This is a genomic window from Chondromyces crocatus, from assembly GCF_001189295.1.
In the GTDB taxonomy this organism is placed as follows: domain Bacteria; phylum Myxococcota_A; class Polyangia; order Polyangiales; family Polyangiaceae; genus Chondromyces; species Chondromyces crocatus.
On sequence record NZ_CP012159.1, the window covers coordinates 6,052,377 to 6,072,077 of the forward strand.

The 19,701-nt window shown below is 68.9% G+C and carries 10 protein-coding genes; 6 read left to right on the forward strand and 4 right to left on the reverse strand.

All coding sequences use genetic code 11. The features are described 5' to 3' along the window. Positions 1 to 56: 56 nt before the first annotated feature. A complete protein-coding gene (locus CMC5_RS46030; RefSeq protein ID WP_169796613.1) occupies positions 57 to 722 on the reverse strand; it encodes a helix-turn-helix transcriptional regulator in 666 nt (221 codons plus the stop codon). An 805-nt stretch (positions 723 to 1,527) separates the two neighbouring features. Here CMC5_RS46030 and CMC5_RS22155 point away from each other — a divergent pair. The 6 genes from CMC5_RS22155 (at position 1,528) to CMC5_RS22180 (ending at position 12,839) form a co-directional block, all read left to right on the forward strand. Further along, positions 1,528 to 1,995, forward strand: coding sequence for a hypothetical protein (locus CMC5_RS22155; RefSeq protein WP_050432284.1), 468 nt, complete (start codon positions 1,528 to 1,530; stop codon positions 1,993 to 1,995). A 252-nt stretch (positions 1,996 to 2,247) separates the two neighbouring features. Further along, a complete protein-coding gene (locus tag CMC5_RS22160) occupies positions 2,248 to 3,861 on the forward strand; it encodes a TolC family protein (RefSeq protein ID WP_050432285.1) in 1,614 nt (537 codons plus the stop codon). Then, positions 3,858 to 5,744 carry an efflux RND transporter periplasmic adaptor subunit gene (locus CMC5_RS22165; RefSeq protein WP_050432286.1) on the forward strand — a complete coding sequence of 629 codons (1,887 nt, stop codon included), beginning with the start codon at positions 3,858 to 3,860 and terminating at the stop codon, positions 5,742 to 5,744. Before CMC5_RS22160 ends, CMC5_RS22165 begins: the two co-directional genes overlap by 4 nt. Next, entirely contained in the window at positions 5,741 to 9,103 is a 3,363-nt protein-coding gene (locus CMC5_RS22170) for an efflux RND transporter permease subunit (protein WP_050432287.1), read from the forward strand. The genes CMC5_RS22165 and CMC5_RS22170 overlap by 4 nt, the downstream gene beginning before the upstream one ends. 149 nt (positions 9,104 to 9,252) lie before the next feature. Further along, positions 9,253 to 10,932 carry a serine/threonine protein kinase gene (locus CMC5_RS22175; RefSeq protein ID WP_050432288.1) on the forward strand — a complete coding sequence of 560 codons (1,680 nt, stop codon included), beginning with the start codon at positions 9,253 to 9,255 and terminating at the stop codon, positions 10,930 to 10,932. Between the two features lie 17 nt (positions 10,933 to 10,949). Continuing rightward, positions 10,950 to 12,839, forward strand: coding sequence for a PEGA domain-containing protein (locus tag CMC5_RS22180; protein WP_245677694.1), 1,890 nt, complete (start codon positions 10,950 to 10,952; stop codon positions 12,837 to 12,839). A gap of 184 nt (positions 12,840 to 13,023) precedes the next feature. Here CMC5_RS22180 and CMC5_RS22185 read toward each other — a convergent pair whose 3' ends face one another. The 3 genes from CMC5_RS22185 to CMC5_RS46605 all read right to left on the reverse strand — a co-directional run bounded on the left by CMC5_RS22185 (position 13,024) and on the right by CMC5_RS46605 (position 19,360). After that, on the reverse strand, positions 13,024 to 14,841 hold the full coding sequence (locus CMC5_RS22185) for an OmpA family protein (protein ID WP_050432290.1): 1,818 nt from the start codon (positions 14,839 to 14,841) through the stop codon (positions 13,024 to 13,026). 67 nt (positions 14,842 to 14,908) lie between these two features. Continuing rightward, complete coding sequence (locus CMC5_RS22190; RefSeq protein ID WP_050432291.1) at positions 14,909 to 18,592, reverse strand: thrombospondin type 3 repeat-containing protein; 3,684 nt, start codon at positions 18,590 to 18,592, stop codon at positions 14,909 to 14,911. Positions 18,593 to 18,691: 99 nt separating this feature from the next. After that, a complete protein-coding gene (locus tag CMC5_RS46605; RefSeq protein WP_179955476.1) occupies positions 18,692 to 19,360 on the reverse strand; it encodes a hypothetical protein in 669 nt (222 codons plus the stop codon). Positions 19,361 to 19,701: the final 341 nt, after the last annotated feature.

The following is a 19,701-nucleotide window of genomic DNA, read 5'->3' on the forward strand; positions in this document are numbered from 1 at the left end:
AAGCCCCCATTGATCGGGTCGACCGTGGCGTGGCCCAACCATCGGTGATTCGAGCTTTATCTGCGCATCTTGATCGTGAGTTCGGCTCGGGAATGCACCTCCAGCTTTCGGTAGATGTTCTCCGTGTGCGCCCGCATCGTTCCTGTGCGTATAGTCAATGAGTCGGCGATCTGTTTGTAGGAGAGGCCGCTCTCGACGAGCAGGGTGGCGATCTCTTTCTCTCGTGTCGTCAGTCTTGCCGGCTGGACCGCTCGAGATTGCCGCGGCGCTATCTGGGGAAGGGAAATGTCACGCATCATGATGAGGATGATGTCCTCGGGAAGAACGTGAGTTTCCTTTGCAAGGAAGTGGGTATGGAGGTCGAGGAATGACGACACTCGGCCATCCACGATCATCGAGACGTTGCCGCCGATTCCTGGCTGGCTTGCGCGTCGCAGCAGAGCAGGAAGGGGGCGGCTGCTACGCGGAACGTTCATGGCTGCCCGGTAGCGGTCTGCCAACACATACGCCTTGCGATTTGCTTCGAGCAGAGCGCCCGTGCGTGCCGAAATGCAAGCATACCCGAGCGCCTGCTCCGCCAGCACCTGTTCGAGGATGGGTTGTGAACTCACGAAGGGAAGGCGTATGCGAGCGAGAGCTGCCCGGATGGGTCCGTTCAGTGATGCGAGCGTGGCGCGGCTCTCCGGGGGAAAGGCGACGCCCCGCGGCGTCAGCATGGCCATGAAGAGGTGCGTCGCTCCACATCCTGGAGCGTCGAGGGTGGCCACCTTGTAGCCAGCACCCTCTCCGAGACCATGGGCTTCCAGCGCAGTGAGCGCCTGGAGTTCGTTGCGTAAACTGCCTCGGACTGTGTCTCTCGACAAAAGGAGTTCACCAGGCCGAGCCCTGAGGAGCGGAGCCAGTGCGCCTTCGAGATGAGCCTCAGGACTCCTCATCCAGATATCGAAGAGTTCTTCCGGCAAATTGAATGGGTGGATCGACAAGCTCGGTGGTGCGGCTGGACGTAGAACGCCCAGAAAACCCGCGACCATGGGAACGCTCGACGTGAGTGTCTCCAGGAGAGCGTCAGAGTTGGACTGGACCGGCAGACGTGCGAGCGCCCGAGCAACGGCGCGCTTTGAGGAAGCGGAAGGAGAGGCCGTCCCTGAGCGTGTCCGCGTTCGGGTCACCATGTTCCCCCTCCCCTCGGGCGTGACGCTTCAACGTATCACCGGAAGAAGGTCGAGAGGACACCGTGAGTGAACCTTCGGTCGATCAGGATGCGAACGCCGGTCGAGCCTTTCCGATGCATATCGTCTTTTCCTGGTACGTATCCTATCGAGTGTTCGACCTGCGCCGGTCGTGAGGCGACAAGAGCCGGCTGGAGCTCGGGGCGTAAAAGGCCACATCGCTCCACCCGTCGACGGCGTTCCTGTCCTGGAGATCATAGAGTCTGTAAGAAAATCGTGACTGCAACGTCAGCGACACAGGATGTTCGCGCGGCTCGGCTCGACAGCATTGCCCCCATCGCCTATCCTCCGGCGAGAGATGGGAGGCTGGGACGGTGTCGGCAAGCTGAGCGGGCGGGGCAGGGCGATGGCCCGGGCCGTGCTTCATGCTGGGCTCGCCGTGCTGGTCATGGCCTCGGTCCTGTTCGCCGGGCGTGCGTACTGGTGGTGCGCCCCCATGCAGCAGGCGATGCAGCAGTGCTGCTGCGTCTCCACGCCCGATGCCTCGGTGGTCGTGGAGCCAGGGGAGCAGACGATCCGCTTCGCTTGCTGTGACAGCAAGGCGATCGACACGTTGCCTCAGGCGCACGGGGCGGCTCCATCGCTGGAGGTACCGCCTGCGGCCGTGTTCGCGGTCCTGCCAGCGACGGTGAGCCTGACGCCTCCGGTGCGGTTCACCGAGGCGCTCCGAGATCCCCTGTCGATCGCGACGCGGAAGGATCCGATCCGCGCCGGGCCCGGGCGTCCTTCGGAAAGCTGCGCGCTGCTTCAAGTCTATCGCTGCTGATCCGCTCGCCGTGACGCTGGCGGGTGCGAGCTGCCCGCGGTGTCACGCCCGATCTCGGGGTGCGCGCGATGACGTCGTGCGGTGTCCCGGGCTCGCCGATCCCTCGGTGGCGTATGCGGATGCTCCGCGCTGCGTACCCTGGATCGTCGCGTCCGTGGACCACGACGAACGGCTCCGCGCCGTGCCCCTCGACCCGTGTGCGTTGCGGCGAGGTGGACGATGGCGAGCGACAGGTGCGTTAAGGCGACAGTGATGGTGGCGGCAGGGCTCTTGCTCGCCGCGAGCGGGTGCTTGCCGGGCGCGACCCGGAACACGCTGGAGGCGGCGGAGCGCGCAGCATCGCCAGAAGCGGTGGCGAGCTCGTTGCTGAGCAACGAGGAGAGCGCGGGGGCTCGCAGGGGGCGCGGCGCGGCCGATGGATCGGCAGGCGGCGAGGCGAGGCGCGCGGGAGACGGTGGCGCGCGCGATGGAGAGGCGGCCGGAGGTCGCGGCACGAGGCCGACCGAGGGCAGGGAGCGTGCGGCGAGCGGGGGCCGTACGGCGAGTGGCGAGCGCACGGTGAGCAGCGAGCGTGCAGGTGAGGGAGGACGACCTCGGGAGGCGCACATCCCGGACGATGCGGCGCTCGAGCGCGAGGTGGATCTCGCCTCGCTCCAGGCAGCGGCGATCGCGCGGCACCCTCAGGTGGCGGCGGCAGCGCAGCGGGTGCGGGCGACGGCGATGGATGCGCGCGCGGAGGGGAGCCTGCCTTCGCCGGAGTTGATGGCGGAGCTGTGGCAGGTGCCGCTCGCGCGGCCCTGGGCGGTCCCGGATGCGGGAATGCTGATGTTCTCGGTGCGGCAGGAGATCCCGGCTGCGGGATCGCTCGATCGGGCCGCGCAGGCGATGGCGCTGGAGGCGCAGGCCGGGGCGGCGATGGTGACGGGAGCGGCGCTGGAGATCGCGCGTGATGTGGGCCGCGCGTTCGCCATGTACGTGGAGGCGACGGCGCGGCACCGGGCACACGGGGAGCACGTGGGGATCTTCGAGCAGATGTCGGCGGCGGCGCGGGCCCGGTACACGGCGGGAGGGCCGGTGTCGGATCTGGTGAAGGCCGACCTGGAACGGGCGCGGCTGCTCTCGTCGGTGGCGCGGGAACAAGGGCGGCTGGAGGAAGCGCGGGCGACGCTGAACGTGCTGCTGTCGCGGGCGGTGGACGCGCCGCTCGGGCCTCCGCGCGAGGGGGAGCCGATGGGAACGAAGCTGACGCCGGCAGAGGCGGCGGAGCGGGCGATGGCGCGGAGCCCGGCAGTGGCCGCCGCGGAGGCGATGAAGGGCGCCGCAGCGCAGCGCGCCGAGGCCGCAGGGCGAGAGGCGAGCTACCCGTCGTTCCTGGTGGGGCTGAGCTACTTCCACCCGGTCGGGGGGATGCACGCGGGCTGGGGGGCGACGGTGGGGATGTCGTTGCCCTGGGTGTGGGGGCCCGGGTCGAAGAGGGCGGAGGGGGCGACGGCGCGGGCGCGCGGGGAGGCGTCGGCGGCGCAGGCGGTGCGTCTCCAAGCGCGGGGAGGGGCGGCGACGGCGGTGATCGCGGTGCAGGAGGCAGGGCGGCGGCTCCTTGCGCTCCGCAACGAGGCGCTGCCGGTGGCGCAGCGGGCGCTGGAGGTGACGCGGGCGGGCTACGCAGCGGGCGGTTCCGACTTCCTGATGTGGCTGGATGCTGCGCACGCGACGCTGGAGGTGGAGCTGGAGATCACCGAGGCGCAGGGGGATCTGGAGCGCGCACTCGTGGAGCTGGACTTCGCGGTGGGAGGGCGTGCGGCGCGGTCGCCGTTGCCGCTGGTCGCGCTGGCCCCGGCGCACGGGGCGGCAGGAGGTGCGCGATGAGCGCCGAGCAGGATCGCGAGAAGGCGGAGGCGCTTCCGGTGGAGCAGGGCGATCGGGGGCGTGAGGACGGCGTGGAGCGCGAGGATGGTGTGGAGCGTGAGGGAGACGTGATGCGTGAAGGCGAGGCGACGCGCATCGAGGGAGCGCATGCGCCGCAGCGAGGGGAGGAGACGCGCGACTTGGAGAAGGCGTCGGTCCACGGGGAGGAGCTGGCGCCTGGAGGGGAACCGCACGCGCGCAGAGAGGGAGGACGAGAGCCCGACGAAGAGGAGGACTTCGTCCCTCACGGGGAGGGGCACTTCCACGAGGGCGAAGAGGCGCCGCCGCCCGGGATGAGGGTCATGGCGGTCGTGCGCTGGGCGCTGCTCGCCGTGATGACGGTCGTGGCGGCGGTGTCGATCGTTGCCTACGTGGCGCCCTCGTTGCTGCGGGGGGAGGCCGCGGAGGTGACGCAGTACTACTGCCCGATGCACCCGCAGATCACGTCGGATCGGCCCGGGGAGTGCCCGATCTGCCACATGGCGCTGGAGCCCGTGCCGGAGGGGCGGCAGCGAGGTGCGCGCGGCAACACGCAAGGTGGTGGACAGGGGAGCGCGCACGGTGGGGCGCAGGAGAGCGCGCACGGAGCGCACGGGGACCACGGAGCGCACGTGGACCACGGGGCGCATGGGTCCCACGGATCGCACGGCGCGACGGGGATGACCGAGATGCACGGCGCGCACGGCAAGGCCGAGGTGCCGGCGGTAGAGCCTCCGGAGACGGGCTACTGGTGCCCGATGCATCCGGAGGTGCACAGCGAGACCCCCGGCGCGATCTGCGAGAAGTGCGGGGGAATGGTGCTGATCCCCGTGCCCACGCCGGAGGAGCGGCGCAAGAAGCCGCAGGGGACGACGGAGGTCGCGATCTCGCTGGACCGCGCGCAAGCGGTCGGGGTGCGCACGGCGAAGGTCGAGCGCGGTCTCCGCGGAGAGCGGGTGCGGGTGACGGCCTCGGTCGAGGCGCCGGAGCAGGGGCGGGCCGAGGTCCACGTGCGGGCCGAGGGCTTCGTCGAGGCGATCCGGGTGAAGCAGACCGGGGTGAAGGTGAAGGCGGGGGAGCTGCTCGCGTCGGTGTACAGCCCGCAGATCTTCCAGGCGCAGCAGGAGCTGCTGGCGATGCGGAGCTGGCCCGGTGCCGGGGAGATGCACGGGACCTCGACACCTGCCCCCGTGGCGGCGGCGCGGAAGCGGCTGGAGCTGCTCGGGCTCGGCGCAGGGACGGTGGCGAAGGTGCTGGAGAAGGGGGAGCCCGTGCGGGCGGTGGGGGTGTCGTCGCCAATCAGCGGCTACGTGGTGCGGAAGAACGTGGTGCTGGGGTCGCGGGTGACGCCGGAGATGCCGCTGTTCGAGGTGGTGGATCTGGGGCAGGTGTACATCATCGCCAGCCTCCACCCGCAGCAGCTCGCGGGGGTGCGGGTGGGGGACGCGGCGAGCTTCACCACGCCAGCGCTGCCCGGGAAGGTGTTCGAGGCGCGGGTGGATCTGGTCTACCCGGACGTGGATCTGGCGACGCGATCGGCGCGGGTCCGGTTCCAGGTAGAGAACCGGGATTTGACGCTGCGGCCCGGGCAGTTCGGGACGGCGGAGCTGTCCGCGGGCGTTGGGGAAGAGCTGACGGTGCCGCTCGATGCGGTCATCGACACGGGGCGGTCGGTCTACGTGTTCGTGGTGACCGAGGGGAGCCGGTACGCGCCGCGCTCGGTGGAGCTGGGGCCCGAGCTGGGGGATCGGGTGGTGGTGCGCGCCGGGCTGCGTGAAGGCGAGGAGGTGGTGTCGCGGGCGACGTTCCTCGTGGACGCGGAGAGCCGGCTGTCGGCGTCGCTGACCGGGGAGCCGGACCGATGATGGGGCGAGTCATCGCGTGGTGCGCGACGCACCGGGCATTCGTGATCTTCGCCTTCGTGCTGGCGGCGTTCGGCGCGGACGCGGCGCGGAGGCGGATCCCGCTCGACGCGATCCCGGATCTGTCGGATCCGCAGGTGATCGTCTTCACGGAGTGGATGGGGCGGTCGCCGACGCTGGTGGAGGATCAGGTGACGTACCCGATCGCCTCGGCGCTCCTGGCGGCGCCGAAGGTGACCGACGTGCGCGGCTTCTCCATGCAGGGGATGTCGTTCGTGTACGTGCTGTTCGAGGAGGGGACGGACGTCTACTGGGCACGGTCGCGGGTGCTGGAGTACCTGAGTTCGATCCAGCAGCGGCTGCCCGAGGGGGTCTCGCCGTCGCTGGGGCCGGACGCGACGGGGGTGGGGTGGATCTACCAGTACGCGGTGGTGGATCGGTCGGGGCGGCAGGACGCGGCGGATCTGCGGGCGCTCCAGGACTTCACGCTGCGGTACGCGCTGGAGAGCGTGCCCGGTGTGGCGCAGGTGGCCGCGATCGGCGGGTTCGAGCGGCAGTACCAGGTGACGCTGGATCCGGAGCGGTTGCGGTCGTTCGGGGTGACGTTCGATGAGGTGGCGGGGGCGGTCCGGCGGTCCAGCTCGGAGGTGGGCGGGCGCGTGATCGAGCTTGCGGGGCGCGAGTACGCGGTGCGAGGGCGGGGGTACGTGGGGAGCGTGGAGGACCTGGGCGCGATCGTGATCCGGTCGAACGCCGACGGGGCCAGCGTGCGGGTGCGGGACGTGGGCTCGGCACGGCTGGGGCCCGACGCGCGGCGAGGGGCCGCGGACCTGGACGGCGAGGGGGAGGTGGCCGGCGGGATCGTGGTGATGCGCTACGGGGAGAACGCGCTGGAGGTGATCCAGCGGGTGGAAGCAAAGCTCGGGGAGCTGCGGAAGACGCTGCCCGAGGGGGTGGAGATCGTCACCACCTACGATCGCTCGGGGCTGATCGAGCGGGCAGTGGACACGCTGAAGCGAGCGCTGATCGAGGAGATCGCGGTGGTCAGCGTGGTGATCGTGCTGTTCCTGCTGCACTTCCGGAGCGCGCTCTTGCCGATCATCAGCTTGCCGCTGGCGGTGCTGCTGGCGTTCGTGCCGATGTGGTGGCTGGGGGTTCCGTCGACGATCATGAGCCTCGGGGGGATCGCGATCGCGATCGGGGCGACCGTGGACGCGGAGATCGTGATGGTGGAGGCATGCCACAAGGCGCTGGAGCACGCGCCGCCAGGGATGTCGCTGAAGGCGCGGGCGAGGCTCCTGGCCAAGGCGGCGGAGGAGGTGACGCCCGCGATCTTCTCGTCGCTGCTCATCATCGCGGTGTCGTTCATCCCGGTCTTCGGGCTGACCGGGCAGGCAGGGCGGATGTTCCGGCCGCTGGCGTACACGAAGACGTTCGTGATGATCGCGGCGGCGATCCTGTCGGTGACGCTGGCGCCAGCGCTCCGGGATCTGCTTCTCCGGGGGAAGATCCGGCCGGAGTCGAAGCACCCGATCTCGCGGGCGGTGATCGCGGTGTACCAGCCGTTCGTGTACGTGGCGCTGCGGCGGCCGATCACCACGGTGCTGATCGGGGTCCTGGCGGTGGTGTCGGCGATCCCGGTGGGGATGAAGCTCGGGAGCGAGTTCATGCCCAGCCTGAACGAGGGGGATTTGCTGTACATGCCGACGACGCTGCCCGGGATCTCCATCGAGGAGGCGAAGCGGCAGCTCCAGCGGCAAGACGCGATCCTGAAGAGCTTCCCGGAAGTGAAGACGGTGCACGGGAAGATCGGGCGCGCGGAGACGGCGACCGATCCCGCGCCGCTGTCGATGGCGGAGACGGTGATCCAGCTCCACCCGCGAGCGGCGTGGCCGAAGGTGCCTGTGACGCGGTGGTACTCGTCGTGGGCGCCAGAGGGGGTGAAGCCCGCGCTGCGCTGGGCGTGGCCCGAGGAGCGCGAGGAGACCTGGGACGAGCTGGTGGCGAAGCTGAACGGGGCGATGCAGCTCCCGGGGTTCACGAACGCCTGGACGATGCCCATCCGGGCGCGGATCGACATGCTGACCACGGGGGTGCGGACCCCGGTGGGGGTGAAGGTGTTCGGGCACGATCTGCACGCGATCGAGCGGGTCGGCCGGCAAGTGGAGGCGATCGTCGGGCGGGTCGCCGGGACGCGGAGCGTGCTGTACGAGCGGTCGCTCGGAGGGTCGTACGTGGACGTGGTGCCCGATCGGGCGGCGCTGTCGCGCTATGGCCTCCAGGTCGAGGACGTGCAGGCGGTGATCGAGGGCGCCGTGGGGGGCGAGGTGATCGCGGCGACGGTAGAAGGGCGCGGTCGGTTCACGATCAACGTGCGGTACAAGGAGGATTTCCGGTCGTCGCCACAGCGGATCCGCGAGGTGCTGGTGCCCTTGCCGGTGCGCGCCGAGCGCGGAGCGGTGGTGTCGGCCGGAGGGAGCGCTGGCGCGGAGGCGGGGCGAGGCGGAGACGGGATGGGCGCTGCACGGGGCGGGGCGCAGGCAATCCCGCTCGGGGAAGTGGCGCGGGTGGAGGTGGTGGAAGGGCCGCCGATGATCCGCAACGAGGCGGGGCAGCTCGTGGGCTACGTGTACATCGACGTGGATCCGTCACGGGACATCGGCGGCTACGTGAGCGACGCGCGGGCGGCAGTGACGGGAGCGATGGATCGCGGGGAGCTCGCGCTCGATGGCGGGATGTACCTGTCATGGACGGGGCAGTACGAGCTGCTCGAGGAGATGCGGGAACGGATGCAGATCCTGGTGCCGCTCGCGCTGGCGATCGTGGTGGTGCTGCTCTGGCTGCAGTTCCGCAACGTGACCGAGGTGCTGATCGTGCTCCTGTCGATCCCGTTCGCGCTGGTGGGGAGCGTGTGGCTGCTCCACCTGCTCGACTACCGCCTCTCGACGGCGGTGTGGGTGGGGATCATCGCCCTGCTCGGGCTGGCGGCGCAGACGGGGATCGTGATGATCGTGTACATCGATCAGGCGTTTTTCCGTCGGCTGCGGGCGGGGAGGATCCGCGATCTGAACGACATCATCTGGGCCCACATGGAAGGGACGGTGATGCGGGTGCGGCCGAAGCTGATGACGGTGGCGACCATGCTGATCGGGCTGACGCCGCTCCTGTGGGCCGAAGGGAGCGGCGCCGATGTGATGAAGCGCATCGCCGCGCCGATGGTGGGGGGGTTGCTCACGAGCGCATTCCTGACGCTGGAGATCATCCCCGTGGTGTATACGTGGTGGCGTTATGCTCAGCTCAAGAAGGCCCGACGGACGGGGCGGCCGCTCGAGGAGATCGTGGGCATCCAGCCATCTGCATGACGAGGTGCCGCAGCGCGTGATCCGGCGCATGCCACAGCGCTGGATTCCATGCGTGATGCAGCACCGGACTGCGCCCGGCGACGCCGGATTGCGCGGTTCCATGCGATTGCTACGCGCACATCAATCCTGTAGAGTGGCGCACATATAACGTGATTGGCACCACCCTCGACGGTAAGTACCAGATTCGCAAGCTCCTCGGTGAGGGCGCGATGGGGTCGGTGTACGAGGCCGAGCACACGGCCACGGGCCGGCGCGTCGCGGTCAAGGTCATCAGCTCCGCGGACCTGACGAAGGATCCCAAGGTCGTCAGCCGGTTCCAGCGCGAGGCGCGGGCGGCTGGCGCCATCGAGACGCAGCACATCACCCAGGTGCTCGACGCGGGCGTCGATCGCGAGAGCAACCTGCCGTTCCTGGTGATGGAGTACATGGTCGGCGACGACCTGATGGCGCTGATCAAGCGCGTCGGGGTGCTGTCGCCAGACCTGGTGCTGCGCATCGGGGCACAGGCGTGCCTCGGGCTGCAGAAGGCGCACACGGCGAGCGTGGTGCACCGCGACATCAAGCCACACAACCTGTTCCTCGCGCGGCGCGAGGCGGGGGAGGTGGTGGTCAAGCTGCTCGACTTCGGGATCGCCAAGGTCAAGATGGACCAGGCGCACGACACCGAGGGCGCGGAGCTGACCCGCACCGGAAACCTGCTCGGGTCACCGCTCTACATGTCGCCGGAGCAAGCGCGCGGGGCGAAGGAGATCGACTGGCGGACGGACATCTGGTCGCTCGGCGCGGTGATGTACCAGGCCCTCACGGGGCGGACGCCGTACCACCACATCAACGCGCTGGGAGAGCTGATCATCTCGATCTGCTCGGTGCCGCCGCCGCCCGTGCAGGACTTCGCGCCCTGGGTGGCGCCCGAAGTCGCCGCCATCGTGCACAACTGCCTGCAGCAGGATCCCGGCCGCCGCTACCAGAGCGCCGAACAGCTCCTCGCGGCGATCAAACAGCTCTTGCCCTACGGGTGGACGATCCAGGAAGACATGCTGATCTCGCTGGAAGACAGCATGCGGCAGCACGCGGCGCCGCGGCTCCCCTTGAGCATGCCGCCGCCGAGGCCAGAGATGGGCTCGCACCCCGCGATGGGCTCGAACCCCAGCTTGAGCTCCTCGCCAGGGCTGGCCTCTTCCCCTGCGCTGGGCGTCGCGCCCGGGATGGGGTCGTCGCCGTCCCTTGGCTATGCGCACTCGGGGGCGGGGACGAACGGGGCGCTCACGCAGTCTCATGGGCACGGCGCTCCCTCTGCCAGCTCGAAGGCGCCGCTGGTGATCAGCGCGCTGGCGCTGGCCGCAGCCCTCGGGGTGGGCATCGTGATTCTCGGGCGAACGCAAGAGACGCCGCCTGCACCACCCCCCGCGGCGCCCGTGCAGACGGAGGCCGCGCCGACCCCACCGAAGCCCGATCCTGCGCCGACGCCAGTGCCCGTCGTCGAGGCCAAGCCGCGGCGCGTGCGGCTGACGGTGGAGCCCAAGGACGTGAGCGTCGAGGTGGACAGCAACGGGGTCCCGGTGACGGACGCCCAGGTCCGCAACGGGGTGCTCGAGTTCAACGGGGTGCTGGGCGGGGAGTACCGGGTGCGCCTCTCCAAGGGGAAGAACGAGACCGTGGAGACGGTGGTGATGGGCGAGTCGGGGCCGAACCCGCCGCGGCTGGAGCTGCGGCCGCCGGGGGCACCGAAGCCCGCGTCCACAGCGACGCCTGGCGCGGTGGCAGCGCCGACGCCGACGCCGACCCCCCAGCGAGGCGTCATCGAGGACACGGGCGAGTTCGGTAACTGAAAGCAGGGCTTGGAACCGTGCGTGACGCGAGACGCCGTGGGCGCGAGGTGATGGTCCACTCCAAGAGCATCGTCGTCGGTGTGCTGATCATGGCGCTGACTGCCGAGACGGCGCTCGCACAGCCGGCACCGGCGCCGACCACGGCCTCGGGCGCCGCGCAGGGCGCTGACACGACCCCAGGGGGCGCGTCTGGCGCGCAGCCAGGAGCGGAGACGCAAGCGCCTCCCACGGCACAACCCGGAGCGACCGATGGTGGGTCCTCCGATGGTGGGCCGATCATCTCCGAGGAAATTCGTCAGCAGGCGCGCTCGCATTTTCAGCGAGGTCTGTCGTTGCTGCGCGAGGAGGCATGGGCGCCTGCGCTGGCAGAGTTCCTGCTGTCGCGGAAGCTCTTCCCCACCCGCGCGGCCACGAACAACGCGGCCATCGCGATGCGCAAGCTGCAGCGCTACGACGAGGCGCTCGACATGTTCGAGACGCTGCTCCGCGACTTCCAGGTGCCGGACGCAGAGCGGGCGGCAGCGCAGCGTGAGCTGGCGGAGCTGCGATCGCTGGTGGGGACCATCGACGTGGCAGGCGCCGAGCCTGGCGCTTCCATCGTGGTGAGCGGCGAGGATCGGGGGGAGTACCCACCCGTGAAGCCGCTTCGCGTGGCAGCCGGCACGCACCTGGTGCGGGTGGTCAAGGAGGGGTACGAGCCCTTCGAGGGGCGCGTGACGGTGGCCGGCGGGCAGGTCGCGTCGATCACGGCGAAGCTCCGCAAGCTGACCGCCTCGGGGCGGCTGCGCATCACGGAGCGCACGGGCAAGTCGGTCGAGGTGCTGGTCGACAACGTGGTCGTCGGTCGAACGCCCTGGGAAGGCCGGCTGGGCGTCGGCGATCACATGGTGGTGCTGCGGGGCGAGGGGAAGCTGGGGACGCAGCCCACGCCCGCCCAGGTGAAGTCGCAGGAGCTGACCAGCCTGGCGCTGCTCGCCGAGGATCTGGACGCCTCTTTGCGCGTGGATCCGACGCCGCCTGGCGCCAGCGTGTGGATCAACGCGGTCAACGTCGGGAACGGGGTGTGGCTGGGACGGCTCAAGGCCGGTCAGCACCGGGTGGAGGTGAAGTCCGAGGGCTTCACGCCGGTGGTGCGCACGGTGACGCTCGCCAAGGGCCAGCGCGAGACGGTGGCGGTGGCGCTGGAGCGCGACGAGGACGCGGCGCTCTGGCGGAAGCCGGCGCGGGTGATGTTCGATGTGAGCACGTCGCTGCTGCTGGCGCCGTCGTTCGGCGGTGAGGTGGCCGGTGGGTGCAGCGGGGATTGCTCTCGCTCGATGGGGCTGGGGGCGTTGAACCTCGTGCACGGAGGCTACGAGCTGGGCTCCGGGCTGGGCTTCGGGCTCGAAGCGGGGTTCCTGGTGGTGACGCAGCAGGTGACGGGGCGCGCCACGAATTTCACGCCGAACGGCTTCGCCTCGCCGAGCGTGGGTACGGCGGACGACGCGCTGAGGCTGACGGGTTTCCTCGGTGGAGCCACCATCGGCTACCACCTGGGGGAGCGGTTCCCTGCGCTGTTCCGGCTCGGCGTGGGGGTGATGGCCGGGCAGGTCCGCGATGAGCGGCGGGGTCGGTTCAGGACCTCTTCCGGGGGGGCATTCGATGCTTCACCGGTCGCAGACTTCCAGTCGGCGACGTACGTGTACGTCGATCCCGAGGTGCGCATCGGCGCGCGCTTCGCACAGCACTTCGAGGTGAGTGCCGGGGTACAGGCGCTGTTGCTCATCGCGGCGAGCCAGCCTCGGTGGAACTCGTCGATCGAGCTCGCGGCATCGACGGACGGGATCGGGAGGTACGGCGACGAGTCCTTGATGGGGGACATCGTGCTGATGCTCGCTCCTGGTGTGAGCCTTCGTTACGACTTCTGACGGTCCTGGGCGTGACCGACGACGGACGCACCGTCGAGCCAGAGCGTGACCGATGACGGACGCTCTGCCTTGACGTGAGTGCTCGTCACGACACGGTCGCCGAGGGATCCTCGGCGAGGCCTCGACGGGCCCGGTAAGGAAGCCGCGCCCCGTCTCGTGATGATGCTGGGGAGGCTACGGAGATTCAGCGTTCAGCGCGCTGGACGATGACGAACTGCACGCGTCGGTTCTTCTGACGGCCCGTGCGGATGCGGTTGTCGGCGAGCGGTTTCTCCATGCCGTATCCCTTCGCCACCAGCTTGTTCGCGGGGACGCCCGCCTGGATGAGCCATTGCCGGACGGCATCGGCACGCTGCTGGGAGAGGTCGAGGTTGTACTTCTCGTCGCCCTCGTCATCGGTGTGGCCCTGCACCTCGACCAGCTGGATGGTCGGATCTTGCACGATGGCGTCGCGGACTTCGTAGAGGAGATCGTCGGAGATGCGATCCACCGTCTGCCAGCGCTCCTTCCCATTCATGACGAACTGGATGGGCTTGGAGGTGACGATCTCGGACGTCGTGACCCGAACGAAGCGCTTGCAGCCGTTGCGCTTGGGATCCGGATCGGGCACGCCCTTTTCGTTGGGGCAGGCGTCATCTCCGAACTTGATGCCGTCACCGTCGGGGTCGTCCGGGCAGCCGTTGTACTTGGGATCGGGGGCGCGGACGCCAGCGACCTTCGGGCATGCGTCGCTCGTATCGGGGATGCCGTCATCGTCGCTGTCGAGCGGGCAGCCGTTCTTCCTGGGGTCGTCGCTGATGATGCCTGGGAGGGTCTTGCAGGCGTCGATGCCGTCGTGGATCCCGTCGCCGTCCGTGTCGCCAGGGCAGCCGTTTCGGGTGATGTCACCGCTGCGCTCTCCGGGGGTGGTGGGGCAGGCGTCGTCGACGTCGAGCACGCCATCCCCGTCCCGGTCCGAGGGGGGGCAACCGTCCTTGGCAGGGTCGGGCGAGGGCTGGCCCTTGACGTCCGGGCACGCATCGATGCCATCTGGGATGCCATCGTCGTCGGTGTCTCTGGGGCCGGTCGGGGTGGTCTGCGCCTTTGCGGGGGCGCGATCGGGGAGCGGGGTCCAGCCGATCAGGCCGATGGCGCGGAGGCTGGGGGTGCCGACGGTGCGGGTGAGCCCAGGGCCGGCCGCGCCGCCGAAGGTGAGGCCGCGGAGGACGCGCAGCTTGGCGCCGAAGAGCAGCTCGGCGGTGAGGTCCGCGCTGGTGCGGGTGTCCGGCTCGGCGGAGAGGCGGAGGGTGCCGTTCGTGAGCGGGATGGTGCCGTAGATCTCCGGCCCGAGCTGGAGGACGTCGTTCGCGAGGAGGAGGCCGATGCCCGCGCCGAAGTTGGCCGTGTGGGGGCTGTCGGAGCCGTTGAGCTGCACGCCGCCGGAGGCGTTCCAGATGAAGCCCACGCCGGAGCCGAGCCTGCCGCCGAGGCTGATGTGGGGTGCGCCGCGGATGGCGCCTTCGCCGGTGTACTGCTCGCGGTTGCCGGTGGGGGTGAAGACGTAGCCGCCGATGCCGAGCTGAAAGGGGCCGGTGTCGTCGCCGAGGAGGCGGACGCGCAGGCCGAGTCGGAGATCGCCGGCCTGGGGAGCTTCCAGGGGCGTGAAGGTGATGCCCTGCAAGCCCGGGTCGTTGCCGGACTGGATGACGGCGACGGGCATGTCGACGGAGAGGAGCACGCGATCCCAGAGGGCCAGCGAGGCATCGATGCGCGCGAAGGCTTGCGCGGCGACGACGTCCACGTCCTGGGCCCGGAGGTGGATGGGCTGAGCGCCGTAGTCGAAGGCGAGGTACGCGCGCGGCTCCAGGTGTCCTGGCGTCGCAGGGGAGGGGACGCCGAAGAAGGGGTCACCCGCAGGCGCAGGGTTCAGCTGGTTGAGGGCGAAGCCCTGGGCCAGCGCGCCGGCCGTCGTCGCCAGCATCGCGGCGGCGAGGCTGGTCGCCGCGAGGAAAGAGGGCCTCATGGAAGCGTTACCTTAGCGAGGGCGCGCGACGCAGGGCAACTAGGTGATGCGTCGCACGCCGGAGGGATCACGCCGCGTCGCGGCGGTTGGTGGGAGCGCCCGTGGAAGGCTCGCGCGCGCACTCGTCCACGCGGCGGCCGTTGCGGCGGCTCCTGCGGCGGAGCAAGGCGGCCGCGACGAGCGCGATGCCCCAGAGGGCGCGGGTGCTCGGCCCGTCCGAGAAGGAGCAGTTGCAGCCCCCTTCGAACTCGGGGGGCTCGGCGCCGCCCGAGGACGTGGTGGTGGTCGTGGGATCGACGCCACCAGCGCCGCCCGTGCCTTGAGGCGTGCAGGCGTCGCCTACGCCGTCGTCGTCCGCGTCGATCTGGTCGGGGTTGTCGACGGTCGGGCAGTTGTCGCAAGCGTCACCGATGGCATCGCCGTCGGTGTCCATCTGGGTGCCGCTGTCCTCGTCCGCAGGATTGGCGACGGCCGGGCAGTTGTCGCAAACGTCACCGACACCGTCCTGATCGAGGTCCTCCTGGTTGGGGTTCGCGATGGTCGGGCAGTTGTCGCTGGCGTCGACGAGGCCGTCTTCGTCGGTGTCGATGTAGTCGGGGTCGCAGACGTCGCCGTACTCGTCGCCATCGTCGTTGGCCTGGTCCGGGTTGGGGACGAGGGGGCAGTTGTCGTCGACGTCGAGGATCCCGTCGTTGTCGTCATCGGGATCGCATGCGTCTCCGAGGCCGTCGCCGTCCGTGTCGCGCTGGTCGTCCTCGTTGGGGCCGTTGGCGACGAGGGGGCAGTTGTCGACCGTGTCGGGGACGCCGTCGTTGTCGTCGTCGGGATCGCAGACGTCACCGATGCCATCGCCGTCGTTGTCCGCCTGGTCGGGGTTGAAGTCGTCCGGGCAGTTGTCGTCGATGTTCTCCCAGCCGTCGCCATCGTCGTCGACGCCGCTCTCGCAAGCGTTGCCAATGCCGTCGCCATCGGTGTCGGTCTGGGTCGGGTTGACGATGGTGCGGCAGTTGTCGGTCGCGTCGGGGACGCCGTCGTTGTCGCTGTCGAGGTCGCGGAAATCGGGGATGCCATCGCCGTCGGTGTCGACCGGCTCGGTGTCGAGATCGTCGTCACCGGCCTCCTCGATGTCAGGGATGCCGTCGTTGTCGCTGTCGGGATCGAGCGCGTCGATCAGCGCGTCGCCGTCGGTGTTGTTCGCGGGGTCGCTCGGGTTCGCGACGTTGACCACCTCGTCGGTGTCGAGGATGTTGTCGCCATCGGTGTCCACGCTGAGTGGATCGGTGCCCAGCGCGGCTTCCTCGGCATCGGTGAGCCCGTCACCGTCGTCGTCGAGGTCGCAGACGTCGCCGATGCCGTCACCGTCCTGGTCCGCCTGATCGGTGTTGATCGTGAACTGGCAGTTGTCGAACGGATCGTAGGGCGTGGTGTACGGCGGGACGACCTGGAAATCGAGGATGCCGTCGTTGTCGTCGTCGGGATCGCAGACGTCTCCCATCCCGTCGCCGTCGTTGTCGGACTGGTTGTCGTTCGGAAGCACCGAGGCGCTCGGGCCATTGGCGATGAACTGGCAGTTGTCGAACGCGCTCGGGTTGGCTGGCGCGTTGTAGGGCGCCGTGATCTGGAAATCGAGGACGCCGTCGTTGTCGTCGTCGAGGTCGCAGACGTCGCCGAGGCCATCCTGGTCGTTGTCGAGCTGGTTGTCGCCGGGATGAACCGCGGAACTCGGCCCGTTGGCGATGAACTGGCAGTTGTCGGCCCCATCGAGGACACCATCGTTGTCGTCGTCGGGATCGCAAGCGTCGCCCATCGCGTCGCCGTCGTTGTTCGCCTGGTTGGGATTGGCGACGAACTGGCAGTTGTCGAACGGCGTGTGCGGCCCGTAAGGCGGGGTGATCTGGAAGTCGAGGATGCCGTCGTTGTCGTCGTCGGGATCGCAGACGTCACCCATGCCGTCGTCGTCGTTGTCGAGCTGATTGTCGCCCGGATTCACCGAAGCCGCGGGACCGTTGGCGATGAGCTGGCAGTTGTCGGCGCCATCGAGGACGCCGTCGTTGTCGTCATCGGGATCGCAGGCGTCGCCCATCGCGTCGCCATCGGTGTTGAGCTGGTTGGGGTTGAACTCGAACTGGCAGTTGTCGAACGGCGCGTAGGGCGCGAAGGGGGGGGTGATGCGGAAGTCGAGGACGCCGTCGTTGTCGTCGTCGGGGTCGCAGACGTCACCCATGCCGTCGTTGTCGTTGTCGCGCTGGTTGTCGCCCGGGTTCACCGAGAGACTCGGGCCATTGGCGAGGAACTGGCAGTTGTCGAAGATGTCATTGACGCCATCGTTGTCGTCGTCGTCGTCACAGACATCGCCGATGCCGTCGTTGTCGTTGTCGGCCTGGTTGATCTGCGGCACGTCAGGACAGTTGTCGTTGACGTTGAGGAATCCGTCGCCATCCCGATCGGGGTCGCAGAGATCGCCGATGCCGTCGCCATCCAGGTCGGTCTGGCTCTGGTTCGACACCAGGGGGCAGTTGTCGCAAGCGTCCCCGAGCGTGTCGCCATCGCTGTTCTGCTGGCTGGAGTTCACGACGAAGACACAGTTGTCGCAGGAGTCCCCAACGCCGTCGCCGTCCGTGTCCGTCTGGTTCACGTTGGAGATGAGCCGACAGTTGTCACAGACGTCTCCGAGTCCGTCGCCATCGCTGTCGAGCTGGTTCGTGTTGCTGGTGTTCGGGCAGTTGTCGCAGACGTTGCCTACCTGATCGTTGTCGTCGTCGGCCTGGGTCGGGTTGCTGATGCTGGGGCAGTTGTCACAGGCGTCGCCGCGGCCATCGCCGTCCGTATCGTTCTGATTCGGGTTGGATGTGCTCGGACAGTTGTCGCAGAAGTCCCCGCGACCATCGCCGTCCACATCCTCCTGGCCTGGATTCGTGACGTTGGGGCAGTTGTCGCAGACGTTGCCGAAATTATCGGCGTCGTTGTTCAGCTGATCAGGGTTCGCGATGGAGACGCAGTTGTCACAGACGTTCCCGACGCCATCTCCATCCGTGTCTAGCTGGTTGGCGTTGCTGGTCGTGGGGCAGTTGTCACAAGCGTTGCCGACGCCGTCGCCATCCGTGTCGAGCTGGTTGTCGTTGGCGACGCTCGGACAGTTGTCACAGGCGTTGCCGAAGTCGTCGCCGTCGTCGTTGAGCTGGTTCGGGTTGTTGATGGTGGGGCAGTTGTCGCAAGCGTTGCCGATCCCATCACCATCGCTGTCGTTCTGGCTCTGGTTGGTGACGAAAGGACAGTTGTCGCAAGCGTCACCGTGCGTGTCGTTGTCGGTATTGAGCTGATCCGGGTTGGGGGTCAGGGGGCAGTTGTCCGACCCATCAGGGACGCCATCGTTGTCGTCGTCGGGATCGCAGGCGTCACCCATGCCGTCTTCGTCGCTGTCCGTCTGGCTCGCGTTGGCGACGAACGGGCAGTTGTCGCAGGCGTCCCCGATGCCATCCCCATCCGTGTCGTCGTTGTTCGGGCTGGCGAGGGTCGGGCACCGGTCGCACGCGTCGCCGTAGGCGTCGCCGTCCGCGTTGGCCTGCGTGGGGTTGGCAACGAACGGGCAGTTGTCGGTCGCGTCGGGGATCCCATCGCCGTCGAAATCCTGGGCCCAGGCCATGCTCGGCACGGAGGTCAGGAAGAAGGCGCAGCACGCGAGGAACAGAACCAGAAGCCTGCGGGGCGCGCGCCCCGAGGGAAACAGACCCTTCAAGTTCGAGCGTGTCATCGCAGTTTCTCCGGATCTCTCGTCGCTGTCATGCTGGGCTGGTGCGTGGAGCGTTCCCGCCGAGGCCTCGCGCCGATCGCGCAGGGGGCGCGTCGATGGCTAGGGGAGCGCGCAGGTGTTCAAGTACGTGTTCGTGCACTGGCTGCTGTCTTCGCAGATGCACGCCGTCCCGGCCTCATTGCAGATGCCGTAGCCGTTGCAGGCCGCGTCGTCGTTGCACGAGAAGGCTGGGACCTCGGCCCTGCAGAGCTTCGTCCCGTCGTCGGCGGTGCCGGTGCAACTCAGGGGGGCGGCGCAGTCCGCGTCGGTGACGCAGGGCTCGGCGCACTGGTTCAGGCCATTGATGACGAGGCAGTCGTAGTCGGGGAGCTGACCGCTGGCCGTGCAGTCGCTCTTGACCGCGCACCTGGGGGGGCCGCAGATGCCCTCATCGCATGTGTAGTTGGTCGGGTACTGGTCGCTGGGGCAGTTCGGCTGTCCAGGGACGCAGCAATCGGCGGGGATGGTACACCCGCGCACGCAGCGACCCTCCGAGGACGCGGCCCCTTGTCCGCCCTGTCCGCCATTTCCTCCGGCTCCGCCGGTGGCGCCGGACCCGCCATCTCCGCCCGTTCCAGGTCCTCCAGCGCCGCTCGCGGTGGTCGCCGAAGTCCCGGCGCCGCTCCCTCCAGCGCCGTCACTGCCGCTGTCTCCACACCCCGCGCCAGCGAGGCACAGGGACGCCGTCATCAGCCCGAGCGTCATCAAGCAAGCCCACGTCGTGCGCATCGTCCCAAGCTCCCTTTTCACGCGATACCCCGCCCGCCAATACACATCGTCTGCGACGCGACCGCAAGGCCGCGGCGGGGGCGTGTACGCTCATCCGGGGGTGTTCGCCCTCGAATGTCCCTTCACGACATGACCATCTGATATCGTTCCAGGCTCTGCCTTCCCTCCCGGAACAACCCAGCACTCGCTCTCTGCCTGCGCACCCGGCAGCGAGCAGGAGGAGCCGCGTGCGCCGCCTGCATCGAACATCACTCCAGCATCCGCATTTCGCGGGTCTCTTCGCTGTTGCAGCCGCCTTGCTGGTGGTCGGCTGTGCCGAGCAGTCCCCATCGTCGTCGGAG